This window comes from Cryobacterium sp. TMT2-18-2 (assembly GCF_004402245.1).
Classification (GTDB): Bacteria; Actinomycetota; Actinomycetes; order Actinomycetales; family Microbacteriaceae; genus Cryobacterium; species Cryobacterium sandaracinum.
The window spans coordinates 205981-223546 of record NZ_SOFU01000036.1; the positions used below are offsets into that span (position 1 = coordinate 205981).

Sequence of the window (17566 nt, forward strand, 5' to 3'; positions counted from 1 at the left end):
GCCGGATGGATCATGCTCCATCCGGCCGTTCGTTGACGAGCGGGTGCCTAGTCGGCGACTGCTCCACCGAGGCGCAGGCCGGTCTCGGCGTCGAACACGTGCATGTGGTGCGGCGTCGGGGTGAGGTAAACGGTGTCGCCGGCGGACGGGTGCGAACGACCATCGACGCGAGCGACGATATCGGTGCGCTTGCCCTCGACCGTGGAGTGGCCGTAGAGGTAACCGTCGGCGCCAAGCTCCTCGACCAGGTCGACGGCAACTTCGAGGCCCTCGCCATGCGTGGTGGACAGGTGGATGTCCTCGGGGCGAACGCCGATCGTGACCTTCGTGCCGGTGGAGCCGGCCAGGGTCTCGCGGGGCACGGGAATCGTGGCGGTGCCGAACCTGACGCCGCCGTCGACGGTGTCGGCCAGGAACAGGTTCATGGCCGGGCTGCCGATGAAGCCGGCAACGAAGACGTTGTTCGGCTTCGAATACAGGTCGCGAGGCGTGCCGACCTGCTGGAGCACGCCATCCTTGAGGACTGCGATGCGGTCGCCCATGGTGAGGGCTTCGGTCTGGTCGTGGGTCACGTAGACCGTCGTGACGCCGAGGCGGCGCTGGAGCGAAGCGATCTGGGTGCGGGTCTGCACGCGCAGCTTGGCGTCGAGGTTCGACAGAGGCTCGTCCATCAGGAACACCTGGGGCTGACGCACGATGGCCCGGCCCATGGCGACGCGCTGACGCTGGCCACCGGAGAGAGCTTTCGGCTTGCGGCTCAGGTACGGCTCGAGGTCGAGCAGCTTGGCGGCCTCGAGAACGCGGGCGGCGCGCTCATCCTTGTTGACTCCGGCGATCTTGAGCGCGAAGCCCATGTTCTCGGCGACCGTCATGTGGGGGTACAGAGCGTAGTTCTGGAAGACCATGGCGATGTCGCGGTCTTTCGGCGGGACATCCGTCACGTTGCGCTCACCGATGAAGATGTTGCCTTCGTTGACTTCTTCGAGGCCGGCGAGCATGCGCAGGGACGTGGACTTGCCGCAGCCGGACGGGCCGACCAGCACGAGAAACTCGCCGTCGGCAACCGACAGGTCGAGCTTGTCAACGGCGGGAATAGAGGAACCCGGATAGAGGCGGGTCGCCTTGTCGAACGTGACTGAAGCCATGGTTGATTTCTCCTTCACCGGCAGGTACGTGCCGGACGATCCGTTGTGATGGGTTACTACGCCTGCCACGCGTCATGTGCGACAGGTCAACTTCCTCAGTATGTCATGTCGGGGGATCGCGGCGACGGCGGGAATTCTGCGGCGGAGCCCGCCCGCAGGCCCCGTCTGGCCGTTTCCCAGAAAGGGGACCTACTATTTGGGAGGCATTCGCAAATGGCTTGCCTCTGCACTAACTACTCGGAGCGAGCATTCATGACTATTGGCGGATCGGGCGACGGCCGTCCTTCTAAGAATCAGCGACGTGACGCGGTGCGCACCAAGGCCAAGCGGATCCGCGAGGAGCAGAAGAAAAAGGACCGCCGTTACCGGGTCGCCCTGCGCGGCGGAATCGCCGCCGCCGGCGTCGCCATTGCCGCGGTCATCGCCGTGGTCATCATCAACTCGATTCCCCCCATCGGCCCCGGTCCGGCGAACATGGCCAGTGACGGCGTGCTGATCTCCGAGGGGATGACCCCGGTCACGACCTCCGCGCTCCAGCCCGAGGCCAAGCCGATACCGTCCAAGCCGGATGCGACCGGCACGGTGGCTGACATCCGCGTCTACGCCGACTACCTCTGCCCGTTCTGCAGCGAGTTTGAGGCCGCCAACAGTGACCAGATCAGCCAGTGGGTCACGTCGGGTGCCGCGACCGTGGAGATCCACCCGGTTTCGATCCTGACCCACAAGTCCTCCGGCACGAAATACTCGCTTCGGGCTGCAAACGCCGCCGCATGTGTGGCCAATTACGCCCCCGCAAACTTCTACGACTTCAACGCCATCCTGTTCCAGGAACAGCCCAAGGAGGGCACCGCCGGTCACGACGACGCGGCCATCAAGGGCCTCGTGAAGGACGCCGGCGTGAGCGACCGGGTGTCGCAGATCAACGAGTGCATTGACGACACGACCTTCAAATCGTGGGTCATCGCATCCACGGACCGGGCTCTGTCCGGTCCGTTGCCGAACACCGAGGTCGAGGCCATCACCGGCACACCCACCGTGCTCGTCAACGGAAAGCAGTACGTCGGCGCACTCGACGACCCGAGGGAGTTCGCCGCCTTCGTGCTACAGGCGGCCGGCGCGACCTACTCCACTTCGACGCCAACCCCCGAGCCGGCACCGGCCGGGTAGGCGCCCCGCTTTGATGGCGGCGCAGCACGGGTTCGTCATTTAGGATGGTGAGTCGAGGCGTCGATCGCCTCATGCCGGCCTGGCGCAATTGGTAGCGCACCACTCTTGTAAAGTGGGGGTTACGGGTTCAAGTCCCGTGGCCGGCCCTCTACTTTCATCGCTTCAGATCGTGGTTTTCTCGGTGACGGTGTCCTCGAGGGCGCTGAGAAAATTTGTCGGATCGATCGGTGAGCGCACGCCCGGTTTTGCATCGGCCGGAATGCCCCCGACGTACAGCCAACCGAGCAATTCTTCCGCGGCCGCGAGGCCGTGGGCGTCGTTCACCGGCTGCGTGCGGGCCAGGGCGCCGGAACGCCACATGACGCCCCAGCCCTGGGCGGCGAGGAGAAGGCTCAGCATGTGGGCGACACCCGCCGCGACGGCGTCCTGTTCCCAGACCGCCACCGTGTCGCTTTCGCGACGGCTCGCGACCACGGCGATCAGAAGTTCGGCGCGCAGCGGCTTAGCGGCGAGCCTGGCGGCTTCGGTGCCGTTCAGCCCGGCGGCCTCGACCATGGCCTCGCCCAGGCGACGCCGCGCGTCACCGCGCAACTCGATCAGCCGCCACGGGCGCAGAGCGCCATGGTCGGCGACACGGGCCGCGGCAGCCACCACAGGCAGCAGTTCCGCATGGCTCGGCACCTGCCCGGTGACCTTGGAGTGGGAGCGTCGATGACCGACCGTATCGAGGAGGTCGGACAACGCTTACTCGACCGGCTTGAAATTGAGCGAGATGGAGTTCATGCAGTACCGGTCGCCGGTGGGCGTTCCGAATCCGTCGTCGAAGACGTGGCCCAGGTGCGAGCCGCACTTCGCACAGCGCACCTCGGTGCGCACAACCCCGAGGGTTCGGTCTTCGAGGAGTTCAACGGCCTCGGGACGCACCGATTCGTAGAAGCTCGGCCAGCCGCAACCGGAGTCGAACTTCGTGCCGCTCTTGAACAGCTCGGCATTGCAAGCCCCGCAGGTGTAAATCCCGGAGCGGCCCTCATCGAGGAGCTCGCCGGCCCACGCCCGCTCGGTGGCGGCGCCGCGAAGTACGGCGTACTGCTCGGGGCTCAGCTCAGCGCGCCACTGCGCATCCGACTTCTCGACCTCGTAGTCCATGTTCCATTCCTTCCTGCTCGACCCCGGAGAGGCCGAAATCTGTCCGTACCAACACTAAACTCGCCAGACCGCGGCGGTATTCCTCGATCGGGAGGCAGGCAGGTTTTTCCACCGTGGACAGCACGGCACAACGGCCCAGCGAGTACGCAGGCATCGACAAATAGGATTGCAGAGATCGAGGGAGGTGGCACGTGGACGGAACTCCCGGTTCGTCGACTCCCGCGGAGCCTGCCTCGGAGTCCTCCTCCCCGGCAGGCCTGTCCGCCCGCGACCGGTCGATCCTCGCCTTCGAGCGGCAGGGGTGGCAGCACGCCGGTGCCAAGGAACAGGCGATCCGGGCCGAGTTCGCCCTCTCGGCCGCCCGGTACTATCAACTACTGGGCGCTGTGATCGACTCGCCGCTGGCCCTGGCCCACGACCCGATGCTGGTGAAACGCCTGCAGCGGATGCGCGACGCCCGGTCGCAGGCGCGGGAGAGCCGGTCGCTACAGTCCACCGATTGACTCCCTGACCCGCACCCTGCCCGTGTCTCATCACCGCCCACTAAGGATCTGACCAGCCTCACGATGCCGAACTCCTACGCGAAAGACCGCTTCGACCACCTCCCGCATTCCCTGGAGCGGGTGGGGGCCCACCGCGCGCCCGGCAAGAAAGGGCGCGGCTGGGTTGCGGTGTGGTGGTCTCTCGGTGCAACCGTGCTGCTGGTCGGCAGCGGAGTCGTCGGCCTGGCCGTCCTGAACAACAACCTGAACTTCGAGTTGCCGGGCACCGCGACGAGTACTGACAGCGCGGCCGAGCCGAGCGCCACTCCGAGTGACACTCCGGCGTCGGCGTCGGCGTCGGCGTCGGAGTCGGTGCCGACGCCGGCCGCGACCGTGGACCCTGACTCGACCGTGACCGTTTTGAACGGGACCGCTGGTGAGGGGATCGCCCGGTCCGTTGGCGATGTCCTCGAGGCGGAGGGCTGGACGATCGAAGAGTTGGACAACGCGAGCACGGAGGATGTGCAGACCACGACGGTCTACTACGCCGACGCGGCCCTGGAGGGAGCGGCCCGCGGAGTCGCGGAGTCACTGCCCGGCTCGGAGGTGCTGCTCTCAAGCGATTTCGCCGATTCCGCGGCGGACCTGACCGTTGTCGTCGGCGCCGACTACGAGCCGGCCGAATAGCCGTCGCTTATACGTCGGGCGCTCGCGCGTCAACCCCCTTTCGTTCTTCCGGAGCTTCCGTAAATTGAGAAATGGTCCTTCATCGTGTTTGCCCGGGCGTTCTCGCAGGAGACGTATTCCATCGGGCGAATGCAATGGACGCAATCCCTGCGCCAGGCCCGGTACGGCCAACGGGCGCGTGTCGACGAATTCAGCAACAAGGAGTTACACATGGCGAACGGAACCGTCAAATGGTTCAACGCTGAAAAGGGTTTCGGCTTCATCACCGTCGATGGAGGTGGCCAGGACGTTTTCGTCCACTACTCGGCCATCGATATGCACGGCTACAAGGTTCTGGAAGAGGGACAACACGTCATCTTCGAACTGGGTACAGGGGCAAAGGGGCCCCAGGCAGAAGCGGTTCGTCCGATCTGATCCAGCGGGGGAGGCCCCAGCGGTCGACCGAAGGGGCGGGTCGCTCCGGGGTGAGTGTGCGCGGCAGTGCAGCCGCGTTAGGTTGGGGGCGTGACAGCGAAACTAGTGGTTCAAGCGCAGCGACGAAGTGCGGCACCGAGAATTCGGTCCATCCGGATGCTCGGGGTCGTCCTTCTGCCGGCACTTCTGCTGGTCTCGGCATGCGCCAGTGACGCGCCGAAGCCGTCGGCAAGCTCAACCGGCACGCCCTGGAACTCCACCTTCGAGTCGGCCGCAGACCCGGCGGTCGCCCCATTGCGCGGCACGAGTGTGCCGACCGGGAGCCTCCAGAACCCGGCCCTCTCGGTGAAGATCGACAACCACGAAGCGGCCAGGCCACAGATCTCTCTCGAGCGCGCCGACATCGTCTTTGAAGAACTGGTCGAGGGCGGGCTGACCCGTTATGTCGCGGTCTGGCATTCCGACGTGCCCGAACTCGTCGGGCCGGTGCGATCGATCCGACCCATGGACCCGGACATCATCGCGCCCTTCGGCGGGATCGCGGCTTATTCCGGCGGCCAACAGAAATTCATCGACCTGATGGACGCGACGGATGTCGTCAGCGCCGCCTTCGATACCGACGACACCGGTCTCTTCGCGCGTTCGGATGACCGGGAAGCCCCTCACAACGTCACCCTCCAGGCCTCAGCGCTCGTCGCGCGGAACGCCACCGTGCCGCCGCCGAACCAGCAATTTGCCTACTCCGCGACCGTGCAGGGATCGTCCGCGGCCGTCGACGGCGCCCCTGTCGCGGCGATCAACTCCACCTTCTCCACCGCCCGTTGGCCCGGCTGGACGTGGGATGCGGCCAGTGCTGCCTACCTGCGCTCGCAGGAGGGCGCCCCTGATCTCGACGCCACCGGTGAGCAGCTGCGGGCGACCAACGTCCTGGTCCTGCGGGTCGCGATCGACGGCACCTACGGGGATGTTCCCACGACGACAATGATCGGTTCGGGGGAAGCCTGGGTGTCGGCCGGCGGCAAGTCCGTGCATGCGGTCTGGTCCAAGGCCGACCAAACCGCCCCCATCCGTCTTGTCGATGACTTCGGCGTGACGATTCGGCTCGCCGCCGGTAACACCTGGATCGAGCTGGTGCCGTCGGACCGAGGCACGGTCGTGCTGGTCCCGTAGCCGTAGCAGCAGCACCCTGCCGTTCACTTGCACTCTCGACCCCAGAGTGCCAGAATCGACTTGGCACTCTCTCTGTTTGAGTGCCAACCCATCATCGTTTTGGTAACGTCCGGGAGGGACGAGAAACACATATGGCAAAGATCATTGCTTTCAACGAAGAGGCCCGTCGCGGCCTTGAGCGTGGCCTGAACATCCTCGCTGACACTGTCAAGGTCACCCTCGGCCCGCGCGGACGTAACGTGGTGCTGGAAAAGAAGTGGGGTGCCCCCACGATCACCAACGACGGCGTCTCCATCGCCAAGGAGATCGAACTCGACGACCCCTACGAGAAGATCGGTGCCGAGCTCGTCAAGGAGGTCGCCAAGAAGACCGATGACGTCGCGGGCGACGGAACCACCACCGCCACCGTCCTGGCTCAGGCGCTCGTTCGTGAGGGCCTGCGCAACGTCGCGGCCGGAGCAGACCCGATCAGCCTCAAGCGCGGCATCGAGAAGGCCACGGCTGCTGTCATCGCCGAGCTGATCGCCAACGCCAAAGAGGTCGAGACCAAGGAAGAGATCGCGGCCACCGCATCGATCTCTGCCGGCGACGCCGAAATCGGCGCGATCATCGCCGAGGCCATCGACAAGGTCGGCAAGGAGGGTGTTGTCACCGTCGAGGAGTCGAACACTCTCGGCACCGAGCTCGAGCTCACCGAGGGCATGCGCTTCGACAAGGGCTTCCTGTCCGCCTACTTCGTGACCGACCCCGACCGTCAGGAAGCGGTCTTCGAAGACCCCTACATCCTGATCGTTAACTCCAAGGTCTCCAACATCAAGGACCTGCTCCCCATCGTGGACAAGGTCATCCAGACCGGCAAGCAGCTCCTCATCATCGCCGAGGACGTCGACGGCGAGGCCCTGGCCACGCTCGTGGTGAACAAGATCCGCGGAATCTTCAAGTCGGTCGCCGTCAAGGCTCCCGGCTTCGGTGACCGTCGCAAGGCCCAGCTGCAGGACATCGCCATCCTCACCGGTGGACAGGTCATCAGCGAAGAGGTCGGTCTCAAGCTTGAGAACGTCACGCTTGACCTTCTCGGCAACGCGCGCAAGATCGTCATCACCAAGGACGAGACCACCATCGTCGAAGGCGCCGGAGACCCCGAAGCCATCGCCGGACGCGTCCAGCAGATCCGCAGCGAGATCGAAAACACCGACAGCGACTACGACCGCGAGAAGCTCCAGGAGCGTCTCGCCAAGCTCGCCGGCGGAGTCGCAGTCATCAAGGCCGGCGCCGCGACGGAGGTTGAGCTCAAGGAGCGCAAGCACCGCATCGAGGACGCCGTCCGCAACGCGAAGGCTGCCGTCGAAGAGGGCATCGTCGCCGGTGGTGGCGTTGCGCTGATCCAGGCCGGCAAGACCGCGTTCGAGAAGCTCGAGTTGGTCGGCGACGAGGCAACCGGAGCGAACATCGTCAAGGTTGCCATCGACGCTCCGCTCAAGCAGATCGCCCTCAACGCCGGCATGGAGCCGGGTGTTGTTGCCGACAAGGTGCGCAACCTGCCGATCGGTTGGGGCCTCAACGCCGCGACCGGTGAGTACGTCGACATGCTCGCCGCCGGAATCAATGACCCGGTGAAGGTCACCCGTTCCGCGCTGTTGAACGCAGCGTCGATCGCCGGACTGTTCCTCACCACCGAGGCCGTAGTCGCCGACAAGCCGGAGAAGAACGCTGCTCCGGCCGGCGACCAGGGCGGCGGAATGGACTTCTAGGTCCACACCGCTTCACCGCTTCACCGCTTCACCGCTTCACAACACAGGGCGCCTCCTCCGGGAGGGGCCCTGTGTCGTTAATGCAGGCATCGTTAAAACGGCCGTCGTCAATACAGCGGACAATGCGCAGGCGGTCGCGGCTAACGCAGGAAGAGGCGCGCGTTGGCCTGCTCGATCTCGGCGTACTGCTGGCCCGCTTGGTTCAGGGCCAGATTCAATCCCTCCGCGCTCTGGGCCACCTGGTGTTGGGTGGCGCGCCAGTCCGAGACCGCCGCCTGGAACGCGGTGGCTGCCTGGCCCGTCCACGAGCCCTCCAGTGCGGTCAGCTGGGTGATGAGCCCGGCGACCTCGCCCTGGATGCGCCCGATCGTGGCGCGCGCCACGGAGGTGGTGTGGAGCACTGCTTCGCTGTCGACCTGATAGCGGGTCATGGGGGTCCTTTCGGCAGGGGAAGATGCCGATCAGACTACGGAGGCGCCTGCAGCCGCTTCCGTTGGCTGCCGTTGTGCCCTGACAAGTCATCCCCCCGGACGGCGGGGGAGGAACCGCAAGGGTTTGATGGCACCGCACGTGCTACGACGTGATGACGGGGGCGACGCGCTGGGGCGCGCTCGGAGAACAGGCCAGTGGGAACCAGACCCGGAACGTTGCTCCGCCGCCGGGGGTGTCCACGACCTGGACGGTGCCGTTGTGGCTGGCGACGATCGAGGCGACGATCGCCAGGCCGAGCCCGCTGCCGCCGGTCTCCCGTGCACGGGAGGTGTCCGCACGCCAGAACCGCTGGAAGATCTTCTCCCTGATCTGCGGCGGGATACCCTCACCATGGTCGATGACGGCGATGGAGGCGCGCTGGTTTCGGCGGTCGACTGCGACCTCGAGCTCGACCGGGCTGTCCGTCGGGCTGAAGCGTAGCGCGTTGCCCATCAGGTTCGTGATGATCTGGCGGATCTTGTTCTCCTCGGCCATCACCACGGCCTGCACGGTGGCGGGCTCGGTCACCGGAGTCTGTTCCGGAGCCGGCGGCGCAACATCCGCTTTGCGTGGTTTGCGGGTGCGCAGCCGCGCCAGGGTTGCCCCGGCGAAGGAGACGGATCCGCCCGCCGGGTGGTTCGGCTCGTCGGGCTTCGAACCTGGTGCGGCAGCGGAGGGGACTTCTCCCGTCGAGTGAGCGAGGTCGATGGCGGGGCGTTCGGTGCTGTCCTCGATCTCGGCGGGGATCGGAGTGACGACGGTGATGGTGCGACCGGGGGAGGAGGCCATGGCGTCGAGGGCTGCGTCACGGGCGAGCGGCATCAGGTCGACCGGCGCGAGGGCAAGGGGCTTTGTCTCGTCGAGCCGGGCCAGCTCGAGCAGGTCTTCGACGAGGCCGCCCATGCGGATCGCTTCCTTCTCGATGCGCTCCATGGCCTGTGCGATTTCTTCCGGGGTCTGCAGGGCACCCATTCGGTAGAGCTCGGCGTAGCCGCGCACCGAAACGAGGGGAGTGCGCAGCTCGTGGCTGGCGTCGCCGACGAATCGGCGCATCTGGTCGATGGTGCGGGCGCGGTCCTTGAAGAGGCGGTCGATGCGGCTCAGCATGGTGTTGAGCGATCGGTTGAGGCGTCCGACCTCGGTGTTGGGCGTGGCACCGCCGAGCCGCTGGCTGAAGTCGCCATCGGCGATGGCCGCGGCCGTGCGCTCCACCTCTCGCAGTGGTGCAAAGGTAGTGGTCACCAGCAGCCGGGTGAGCAGGGCGCCCACCAACACGACCCCGAGCCCGAACCCCAGGAAAATGGTGAGGTAGGTGGCCATGGTGTTCTCGGTCGGCCTCAACGAGACCGCCATGACCAGAGTGCCCAGGGTTCCCTGCGGCGAAATCACGAGCGGCACGGCGACCGCCAAGAACTCGGTGTCGTGTGCCGAGTCGACCAGAGTCATCGTCTTGCCGTCGAGTTCCATCACGGTCTGCAGATCGAGCGGTGCGGTCAGGATCGGCAGCTCACTGCGCGGGACATCCCGCCAGGTGTGGTCCTTGAGGCTGCCGTGCTCGTCATACAGGGCGACATAGTAGTCCGAAGAGACCACGGCTGTGGTGCCCTGACCGAGAGCCGCCGCCGAATAGCTGTTCGAGGCGGACTGGGCGTCGATCTGCAGCTGCGAATCGACCTGCTGGATCACGTATTGGCGAAGCATGGCCATCGTACCGATGCCGGACACGAGCAGGCCGAGCGTCAGCATCAGGACCGTGACGCCCGTGATTTTGGAACGCAGGGAAATGCGGCTCCACCGCTCCATGAGTGACTGATGCATAGGAGGCCAGTGTATGAGCGCAGCCTGTGACTACGCCTTGGCGGCCTTGAGCATGTAGCCGAAGCCGCGTTTGGTCTGGATGAGGGGTTCGGTCGAGTGGGCGTCCACCTTGCGGCGGAGGTAAGAAATGTAGGACTCGACGATGCCGGCGTCTCCGTTGAAGTCGTACTCCCAGACATGGTCCAGGATCTGAGCCTTCGACAGGACCCGGTTCGGGTTCAGCATGAGGTAGCGCAGAAGCTTGAACTCGGTCGGACTGAGTTCGATGGGGGCGTCGCCGACCAGGACCTCGTGGGTGTCCTGGTCCATGGTGAGTTCGCCGGCGCGGATGACCGCGTCTTCGTCGGCGTGCATGGTCCGGCGCAGGATGGCTTTGATCCGGGCCACAATCTCGTCGAGGCTGAACGGCTTGGTGACGTAGTCGTCGCCGCCGACCGTCAGGCCGGTGATCTTGTCTTCGGTGTCGTCCTTCGCCGTGAGGAAGAGGATCGGGGCCGTGTAGCCGGCGGACCGCAGGCGCTTGGTCACTCCGAAACCGTTCATATCCGGCAGCATGACGTCAAGGATGATGAGGTCGGGTTCTTCCTCGAGGACGGCGGAGATCGCCTGGGCGCCGTTTCCGACGGCTCGCACGGCGAATCCGGCGAAGCGCAGGCTGGTGGTGAGGAGATCCCGGATATTGGGTTCGTCGTCGACAATAAGGATGCGGGGGCCGTCAGTCATAAAGCTAGTATCTGCGCGTTAGCTGAAGGTTTACTGAAAATGCCCGGTATGCGCGCTGGCGAGTACATTGAGAAGCAAACCAGACTGCCGCGGCGTGGGGAGACCAGAATGAGCATTCCGACTTTTGCGATTGTGGGGGCCGGCTTGGCCGGGGCCAGAGCGGCCGAGGCCATCCGTTCCGAGGGGTTCGACGGGAGCATCGTCCTGCTGGCCGGGGAGACCGACTACCCCTACGTGCGGCCGCCCCTCTCCAAGGACTACCTCGCCGGGCGGGCCGCCCGGGACACGATCGACGTGCACCCGGCACCGTGGTACGACGAGCGGGGCATCGACGTGCGGCTGGGTGCCCGGGTGACCGGGCTGGCGCTCGACACCCACGAGCTGACCCTGCGGGAGGGCAAATCGGTGCGCTACGACAGGTTGCTCCTCGCGACGGGGGCGTCGTCACGGCGCTTTCCCGGCCCGGGCGCAGACCTGGCCGGGGTGCACCATCTGCGCACGGTCGGCGAGTCGCAGGCGCTGCGAGCCGAGCTGGAGCCGGGAAACCGCCGGGTCGTGATCGTCGGGGCCGGCTGGATCGGTCTCGAGGTCGCCGCGGCCGCCCGCGGGTACGGCAACACCGTCACGGTGCTCGGGCGGGACGGCGTGCCGCTGGCCCCGGTGATCGGCGACGAGGTCGGGTCGGTGTTCGCGGAGCTGCACCGCGTGAACGGGGTGGATCTGCGGATGGAAACCAACGTCGAACGACTGATCGGGACGCAGGGGAGGGTTACCGGAGTAGGACTCCCCGGCGGCGAGGTCGTTTCGGCCGATGTCGTCGTCATCGGCATCGGCGCGGTGCCGAACACGGACCTGGCCCGGGACGCGGGCCTGGCCGTCGACGACGGCATCGTCGTCGACGCGGCGTTCCGGTCCATCGACCCGGACGTCTACGCGGTGGGTGACGTCGCCACGGTCTTCCACCCGGTGCTGCGGCACCATCTGCGCGTCGAGCACTGGGACAACGCCGAGCGGGCCGGCGCCGCGGCCGGCCGCTCGATGCTTGACCAGGCGGTCAGCTACGACGCGATCCCGTACTTTTACACGGACCAGTTCGACCTCGGGATGGAGTACTCGGGGTACGGCGCACTTGCACGGGATGCGGAGGTCGTGTTTCGCGGTGACCCGGCGAGGCGGGAATTCATCGCGTTCTGGGTGTTGGACGGCAGGGTCGTCGCCGGCATGAACGTCAACGTGTGGGACGTCAACAAGACGGTGCAGCGCTTCATCCGGACGGAGGTGCGGGTCGACACGACCCGGCTCGCGGATGAGAGCATTGAACTGGACGAACTTCTCGCCGGAGCACCCGACTGAAGGACCTGACATGGACAACGTGACCACTCGACCTGGCCCGGCGCTGCCCGACCTGCTCCATCCACGGCGACTGATCGGCGGGAGACTGTTCGATTTTTCCCGTGAGGTGGCCGTGATGGCCATCGTCAACCGCACGCCGGATTCCTTCTACGACAAGGGAGCGACCTTCGCTCTTGACGAGGCCGTCACGGCCGCCCGGCGCGCCATCCTGGACGGCGCCGACTGGGTCGACATCGGCGGGGCGAAATTCGCGCCCGGCCCGGCCATTCCGATCGAGGAGGAGATCGACCGGGTCGTCCCGGTGGTCGAGGCCCTGCGCGGCTCGGGCGTCGTCATCTCCGTCGACACCTTTCATCCCGCCGTAGCGCGCGCCAGCCTGGCCGCTGGCGCCCACGTGATCAACGACACCACCGGGGTGCACGACCCGGCCATGGCTGATGTCGTCGCGGACAGCGACGCGACGCTGGTGATCACCCACAGCCTCGCGCCGCCGCGCACACCGTGGCCGGGGCCCACCTACGGCGACGTGGTGCACGAGGTCGCAGCCTTCCTGGATGAACGGGTCGAGCTGGCCCGCAGTCGCGGCGTCCCGGCATCCCGCATCATCGTCGACCCTGGGCACGACCTGAACAAGAACACCTACCACTCGCTCGAGCTGACCCGGAGGCTCGGCGAGATCACCGCGCTCGGCTACCCCACTCTGGTCGCCGTGTCGAACAAGGACTTCATCGGGGAGACGCTGAACCGTGAGCGGGGCGACCGGATCGCGGGATCGCTCGCCGCCGCCGTCTACAGCATCCTGCAGGGCGCCCGGATCGTGCGGATGCACAACGTCGTCGCCGCGGTCGACGCCGTGCGGATGACCGAGGCGATCCTGGGCTTCCGCGAACCGGCGTACGTGCGCCACAACCTGGCCAGATGATGCTGGATCGTGACGAGCTGAACATCCGTTACCGGGTGCCTGACCGCACTCTGCCCCACCTGCGAGTGAATTTCATCGCCAGCCTCGACGGCGCCGCCACCCGGGAGGGCGTGAGCGGCGGGCTCGGGAACGCCGACGACAGGCTCGTCTTCGATACCCTTCGGATGCTCGCCGACGTGATCGTGGTCGGTGCGGGCACGGTGCGCGCCGAGGGGTACGTCGGCATCCGTCAGGGCCCCGCGGATGCCGCGTGGCGGGTCCGGCACGGACTTCCGGCGCAGCTGCCCGTCGCCATCGTGTCCTCACGGCTGGACCTCGAACCGAGCCACGCGCTATTCGCGGACGCCGCCGTGCGGCCGCTGGTCGTGACGCACGCGACGTCACCGCTGCGGCGACGCGCAGAGCTCGCAGAGGTGGCGGACGTGCTGGTCTGCGGGGAGGCCGCCGTGGACCCGCGGCTGATGCGGGCGGAGCTGGCTCGGCGCGGTCTGGCGCAGATGCTCTGCGAGGGTGGGCCGAACCTGTTCGGTGCGCTGATCGACGCCGACTGCGTCGACGAGCTGTGCCTCACCGTCAGCCCCGTGCTCGAGGGCGGCCCGGCCGGACGGATCTCCGCCGGTGCCGCCGCCATCACCCGGGGGATGTCCCTGCTGCACGTGCTGACCGCCGGGGACATGCTTTTCCTGCGCTATGCCCGCCGGAGGGCGTCCTCTCCGAGCGTCTGACCGGCCGTTTCACCGCCGGTCAGACGGCGACGACCTGCGCGTCCAGATTCTGCGAGTCAAGGATCGTGTAGCTGTAGCCCTGTTCGGCGAGGAAGCGCTGGCGGTTCTGGGCGAAGTCTTGGTCGACGGTGTCGCGGGCCACCAGCGTGTAGAAGTTCGCGGACAGGCCTGACTCCTTCGGCCGCAGAAGCCGGCCGAGGCGCTGCGCCTCCTCCTGGCGTGAGCCGAAGGAACCCGAGACCTGGATGGCGACGGTGGCCTCCGGCAGGTCGACCGAGAAATTCGCGACCTTTGACACCACGAGCAGGTTCTCCTCGCCGACCCGGAAGGCCTGGTAGAGGCGCTCGCGCTCGTCGACAGGGGTCGCACCGGTGAGCTTGGGGGCATTCAGGGCCTCGGCGAGCTCGTCGATCTGGTCGAGGTACTGGCCGATCACGAGGATGCGTTCTCCGGGGTGCTTGGCCACCAGGCGCTTGACGACTTCGAGCTTCGCGGGTGCGGTCGCGGCCATCCGGTAGCGCTCGTCGTCGGCGGCGGCGGCATAGCTGAGTCGCTCGGACTGGGGCAGGTCGATGCGCACCTCGAAGCAGGAGGCTGGGGAAATGAAGCCCTGGGCCTCGATCTCCTTCCAGGGTGCGTCGAACCGCTTCGGGCCGATGAGGCTGAATACGTCGCCCTCGCGGCCGTCCTCGCGCACCAGGGTGGCGGTGAGGCCCAGGCGGCGGCGGGCCTGCAACTCCGCGGTCAGCTTGAACACGGGGGCCGGCAGCAGGTGGACCTCGTCGTAGATGACGAGGCCCCAGTCCATGGCGTCGAGTAGCTCGAGGTGCGCGTATTCGCCCTTCCGTTTGGCGGTGAGGATCTGGTAGGTCGCGATCGTGACCGGCTTGACCTCCTTGACCTGCCCGGAGTACTCGCCGATCTCGTCGGCGGTGAGGGTCGTGCGCTTGAGAAGTTCGTCGCGCCACTGACGGGCAGAGACCGTGTTGGTGACGAGGATGAGCGTGTTGGTCTTGGCGGTGGCCATGGCCCCGGCGCCGACCAGCGTCTTTCCGGCCCCGCAGGGCAGCACGACCACGCCGGAGCCGCCGTCGAAGAAGCTGGAGACGGCCTTGTTCTGGTAGTCCCGGAGCGCCCAACCGTCTTCCAAAAGACCGATCGGATGCGGCGTTCCCGGCGTGTAGCCGGCGAGGTCCTCGGCCGGCCAGCCCAGTTTCACCAGTTCCTGTTTGAGCTGGCCGCGCGCCCACGGCTCGACCAGGAACGAGTCCGGCGACGGATGCCCGATCAGGAGGGGCGCGATGCGCCGGGCCCCGGCGATCTCGGTGAGCACGGCCTGGTCGGTGCTCTGCAGGATGAGCTGACCCTCGGCGTCACGTTCGATGATGAGCCGGCCATACCGGCCGACCGTCTCGGTGATGTCCACGCTGACGGTCTGCGGGATGGCGAACTTCGAGTACTTTTCGAGCGTGGCCAGCATGTTGGAGGCGTCGTGCCCCGCGGCGCGGGCATTCCACAGCCCCAGCCGGGTGATGCGGTAGGTGTGGATGTGCTCGGGGGCACGCTCCAACTCGGCGAACACGGCCAGGTCGTGGCGCGCATCCTCGGCGAGAGGGTGGGCGACTTCGAGCAAAACCGTACGGTCACTTTGGACGATCAGTGGGCCATCAGACATAGCCGTTAATCCTACGCCCGGTCAGCGTGAAGGCCCGCACCTACGGCGCCGGCGTGATGCTGATGATGCTGGACAGAGGCAGCGTGCGTTCGATGTCGGCGCGGCGGTCCCTGGCCCGGAAGCGCCCGCCGCCCACACTGGCCGGCTCGAGCAGATAGTCAACCACCACACCGCCGGGCATGGCGATGCTGACGACGACGGTCTGCTTCGCCTTGATCGCCAAGTCGAGCTGGCGGGCGAGCCAGGCATCCGCTGCCTGGCCCTCTCCGCCATCGGCGGCACGCAGCCTCTCGACCAGGGCGACGGCCGGATCCGGGGCATCCACCGGCACGACCCGAGCGAGCTGGTGGCGGCGCAGGTGCACGATCTCATGTGTGCCGTCCTCCGCGGCGACCGGGTAGCGCGCATCGCTGAGCGCCCAGAAGACCACGTCGGAGGGGAACCGGCTGGTCAGTCTGCTGCCCTCGGCAGGCACAAGGCCGAGGGAGGCGAGCGTCTGGTCCACGGCAATGGTGCTCAGCAGGGCTGCGTCGTCGGACTGGACATAGGCCTGGGCTGGCGACTCCATCGGTTCCGTCGGGCCGACGCGCACGCGCCCATAGCGGGCGGCGGATTCCCGAATCAGGTAGTCGACGGGCTGTGGGATGCCGGTCAGGGAGACCGTGCGCAGGAAATCGAGCAGTGACTCCGCGCTTTCGCCGGCCGCCAGGGCGCGGTTCACGGAGTTGGCGTTGATGCGGTAGCTCAGGGCGAGTTCCCGGCTCTCCACGTCGGCGAGCCCACGCAGGCGGCTGTCGATCGAGGGAGCGAGCGGTCCGGGGGACACGATCGACAGGTCGTTCTGCAGGTACACTGCACCGCCGGTCGCCGGCAGCGCGGCCGCCATGGTGGCGACGGCCGCCTCGAGGTCGCCGGCCAGCACCGAAGCACCGGCCGGGCTGGTGATCTGGTGGGCGGTGATGCCGATCAGTTCGGCGTCCTCGGCGAACTCGGTGACCCGGTCGTCCATCCACTGGCCACCGGCCGGGTAGAGCCAGGCCACGAAGCTGCGCAGCACGTCGCCCCAGGACACGCCGGGCCGGCGGGCGAGGATCCCGCGCACATCCGGCGGCAGGGCCGCATGCCAGGCGGCGGCCAGGGTGGCCCAGCGGCGGGCGGTGCTCTCGAGCAGCCAGGCCTCGCCGGCTTCGGTTTCATTCCAGTAGCCGTCGGAATGGGCGATGAGTTCGGCTCGGGCCGCGGTCGCGACGAAGGAGGGCACGAATTCGAGTTCGACTCCCATCACGGCGGCCAGGCGCTTGGTGTCGGGCAGGCCAAGCCCGCCCCGGCTGAGCTCCCTGGCCGGCTCGCGGGCGAGCTCGGAGACCAGTTCGGCGATGGAGGACACCGCGGCGAAGGCACGCTCCGCCGCGAGACGGTCTGTGAAGCGGGTATCGGTGGCGTCGATACTGGCCAGCGCCGCGGGTGCGGGCGTCGAAGCCAGCTCGAGCGCGGTCGGCAGGCTCCGGTCCGGCCAGGTCAGCAGTTGCGCGGCCACCGCCGGGTACGGACTGAACCGCCCGTCGGTCAGGCGCGCGAGCATGAGTGAGTCCAGTTCGGCGGCACGGCCGGCGACCTCGGCCACGTCGACGGGCGAACCAGCCAGTTCGGACAGGCGCTCGGCGAGGTCGAACAGCGACGGCGTGGCAGCCGTGCCGACCTCCGTTCCCTGGCTGAGCTCACCGGCGACGGCGAGAACGGCGAGGGTGGCCCGGTCGAGCCGTGCCAGCACCCGTTGGATCGCGACCGGCTCGAGGAGAGCCTCGGCCAGGTCGAAGAAATCACGGATGCCCGTGGCCGAGACCATGCGGATGTCGATCGTGCGACGCAACGTTGCGTCATCTAGCGCCCGAAGGCGCGAAGCGAGTGTGAGCATTG

The 17566-nt window shown here is 67.1% G+C and carries 17 protein-coding genes and 1 tRNA gene; 10 read left to right on the plus strand and 8 right to left on the minus strand.

Annotated elements, in window-relative coordinates:
• Nucleotides 1-47: 47 nt before the first annotated feature.
• Nucleotides 48-1145: an ABC transporter ATP-binding protein gene (locus tag E3O22_RS12115; protein ID WP_134395031.1), complete on the minus strand. Its 1098-nt coding sequence runs from the start codon at nt 1143-1145 to the stop codon at nt 48-50.
• Between the two features lie 252 nt (nt 1146-1397).
• Here E3O22_RS12115 and E3O22_RS12120 point away from each other — a divergent pair, with 252 nt between their 5' ends.
• A complete protein-coding gene (locus E3O22_RS12120; RefSeq protein WP_134395030.1) occupies nt 1398-2312 on the plus strand; it encodes a thioredoxin domain-containing protein in 915 nt (304 codons plus the stop codon).
• A gap of 73 nt (nt 2313-2385) precedes the next feature.
• Nucleotides 2386-2458, plus strand: a tRNA-Thr gene (locus tag E3O22_RS12125).
• Nucleotides 2459-2474: 16 nt separating this feature from the next.
• Here E3O22_RS12125 and E3O22_RS12130 read toward each other — a convergent pair.
• Together E3O22_RS12130 and msrB are read right to left on the minus strand one after the other, a co-directional pair.
• On the minus strand, nt 2475-3053 hold the full coding sequence (locus E3O22_RS12130) for a nitroreductase family protein (protein ID WP_134395029.1): 579 nt from the start codon (nt 3051-3053) through the stop codon (nt 2475-2477).
• A 3-nt stretch (nt 3054-3056) separates the two neighbouring features.
• Nucleotides 3057-3458 (minus strand): peptide-methionine (R)-S-oxide reductase MsrB, encoded by a 402-nt coding sequence (msrB, locus tag E3O22_RS12135; protein WP_104100136.1) that lies wholly within the window; start codon nt 3456-3458, stop codon nt 3057-3059.
• A gap of 191 nt (nt 3459-3649) precedes the next feature.
• Between msrB and E3O22_RS12140 the strand changes: the two genes are divergently transcribed.
• The 5 genes from E3O22_RS12140 to groL all read left to right on the plus strand — a co-directional run bounded on the left by E3O22_RS12140 (nt 3650) and on the right by groL (nt 7962).
• Nucleotides 3650-3961 (plus strand): DUF3263 domain-containing protein, encoded by a 312-nt coding sequence (locus E3O22_RS12140; protein ID WP_134395028.1) that lies wholly within the window; start codon nt 3650-3652, stop codon nt 3959-3961.
• A gap of 63 nt (nt 3962-4024) precedes the next feature.
• Nucleotides 4025-4627 carry a LytR C-terminal domain-containing protein gene (locus tag E3O22_RS12145; RefSeq protein ID WP_134395027.1) on the plus strand — a complete coding sequence of 201 codons (603 nt, stop codon included), beginning with the start codon at nt 4025-4027 and terminating at the stop codon, nt 4625-4627.
• 210 nt (nt 4628-4837) lie between these two features.
• Nucleotides 4838-5041 (plus strand): cold-shock protein, encoded by a 204-nt coding sequence (locus E3O22_RS12150; protein ID WP_104100133.1) that lies wholly within the window; start codon nt 4838-4840, stop codon nt 5039-5041.
• A gap of 90 nt (nt 5042-5131) precedes the next feature.
• A complete protein-coding gene (locus E3O22_RS12155; RefSeq protein ID WP_134395026.1) occupies nt 5132-6211 on the plus strand; it encodes a DUF3048 domain-containing protein in 1080 nt (359 codons plus the stop codon).
• A 131-nt stretch (nt 6212-6342) separates the two neighbouring features.
• Complete coding sequence (gene groL / locus E3O22_RS12160; RefSeq protein WP_104100131.1) at nt 6343-7962, plus strand: chaperonin GroEL; 1620 nt, start codon at nt 6343-6345, stop codon at nt 7960-7962.
• 140 nt (nt 7963-8102) lie between these two features.
• Here the strand turns inward: groL and E3O22_RS12165 are convergent, their stop codons facing one another.
• The 3 genes from E3O22_RS12165 to E3O22_RS12175 all read right to left on the minus strand — a co-directional run bounded on the left by E3O22_RS12165 (nt 8103) and on the right by E3O22_RS12175 (nt 10974).
• Nucleotides 8103-8393, minus strand: coding sequence for a WXG100 family type VII secretion target (locus tag E3O22_RS12165; RefSeq protein WP_134395025.1), 291 nt, complete (start codon nt 8391-8393; stop codon nt 8103-8105).
• Nucleotides 8394-8535: 142 nt separating this feature from the next.
• Nucleotides 8536-10251: a cell wall metabolism sensor histidine kinase WalK gene (locus E3O22_RS16625; protein WP_134395024.1), complete on the minus strand. Its 1716-nt coding sequence runs from the start codon at nt 10249-10251 to the stop codon at nt 8536-8538.
• A gap of 30 nt (nt 10252-10281) precedes the next feature.
• Nucleotides 10282-10974: a response regulator transcription factor gene (locus E3O22_RS12175; RefSeq protein ID WP_134395023.1), complete on the minus strand. Its 693-nt coding sequence runs from the start codon at nt 10972-10974 to the stop codon at nt 10282-10284.
• A 108-nt stretch (nt 10975-11082) separates the two neighbouring features.
• Here E3O22_RS12175 and E3O22_RS12180 point away from each other — a divergent pair, with 108 nt between their 5' ends.
• From E3O22_RS12180 to E3O22_RS12190, 3 genes are read left to right on the plus strand one after another with little or no spacing between them, the layout of a single operon-like run.
• A complete protein-coding gene (locus tag E3O22_RS12180) occupies nt 11083-12327 on the plus strand; it encodes an NAD(P)/FAD-dependent oxidoreductase (RefSeq protein ID WP_134395022.1) in 1245 nt (414 codons plus the stop codon).
• A 10-nt stretch (nt 12328-12337) separates the two neighbouring features.
• Nucleotides 12338-13249 (plus strand): dihydropteroate synthase, encoded by a 912-nt coding sequence (gene folP, locus E3O22_RS12185; protein ID WP_134395021.1) that lies wholly within the window; start codon nt 12338-12340, stop codon nt 13247-13249.
• The gene (locus E3O22_RS12190) at nt 13246-13974 is read left to right on the plus strand and encodes a pyrimidine reductase family protein (RefSeq protein ID WP_134395020.1); all 729 of its coding nucleotides are present in this window, start codon (nt 13246-13248) and stop codon (nt 13972-13974) included. Before folP ends, E3O22_RS12190 begins: the two co-directional genes overlap by 4 nt.
• Before the next feature lie 19 nt (nt 13975-13993).
• On the opposite strand, the gene E3O22_RS12195 is transcribed toward E3O22_RS12190, so the two are convergent.
• Nucleotides 13994-15649 (minus strand): DNA repair helicase XPB, encoded by a 1656-nt coding sequence (locus E3O22_RS12195; RefSeq protein ID WP_134395019.1) that lies wholly within the window; start codon nt 15647-15649, stop codon nt 13994-13996.
• Nucleotides 15650-15689: 40 nt separating this feature from the next.
• On the minus strand, nt 15690-17564 hold the full coding sequence (locus tag E3O22_RS12200; RefSeq protein WP_134395018.1) for a helicase-associated domain-containing protein: 1875 nt from the start codon (nt 17562-17564) through the stop codon (nt 15690-15692).
• Between the last annotated feature and the right edge of the window lie 2 nt (nt 17565-17566).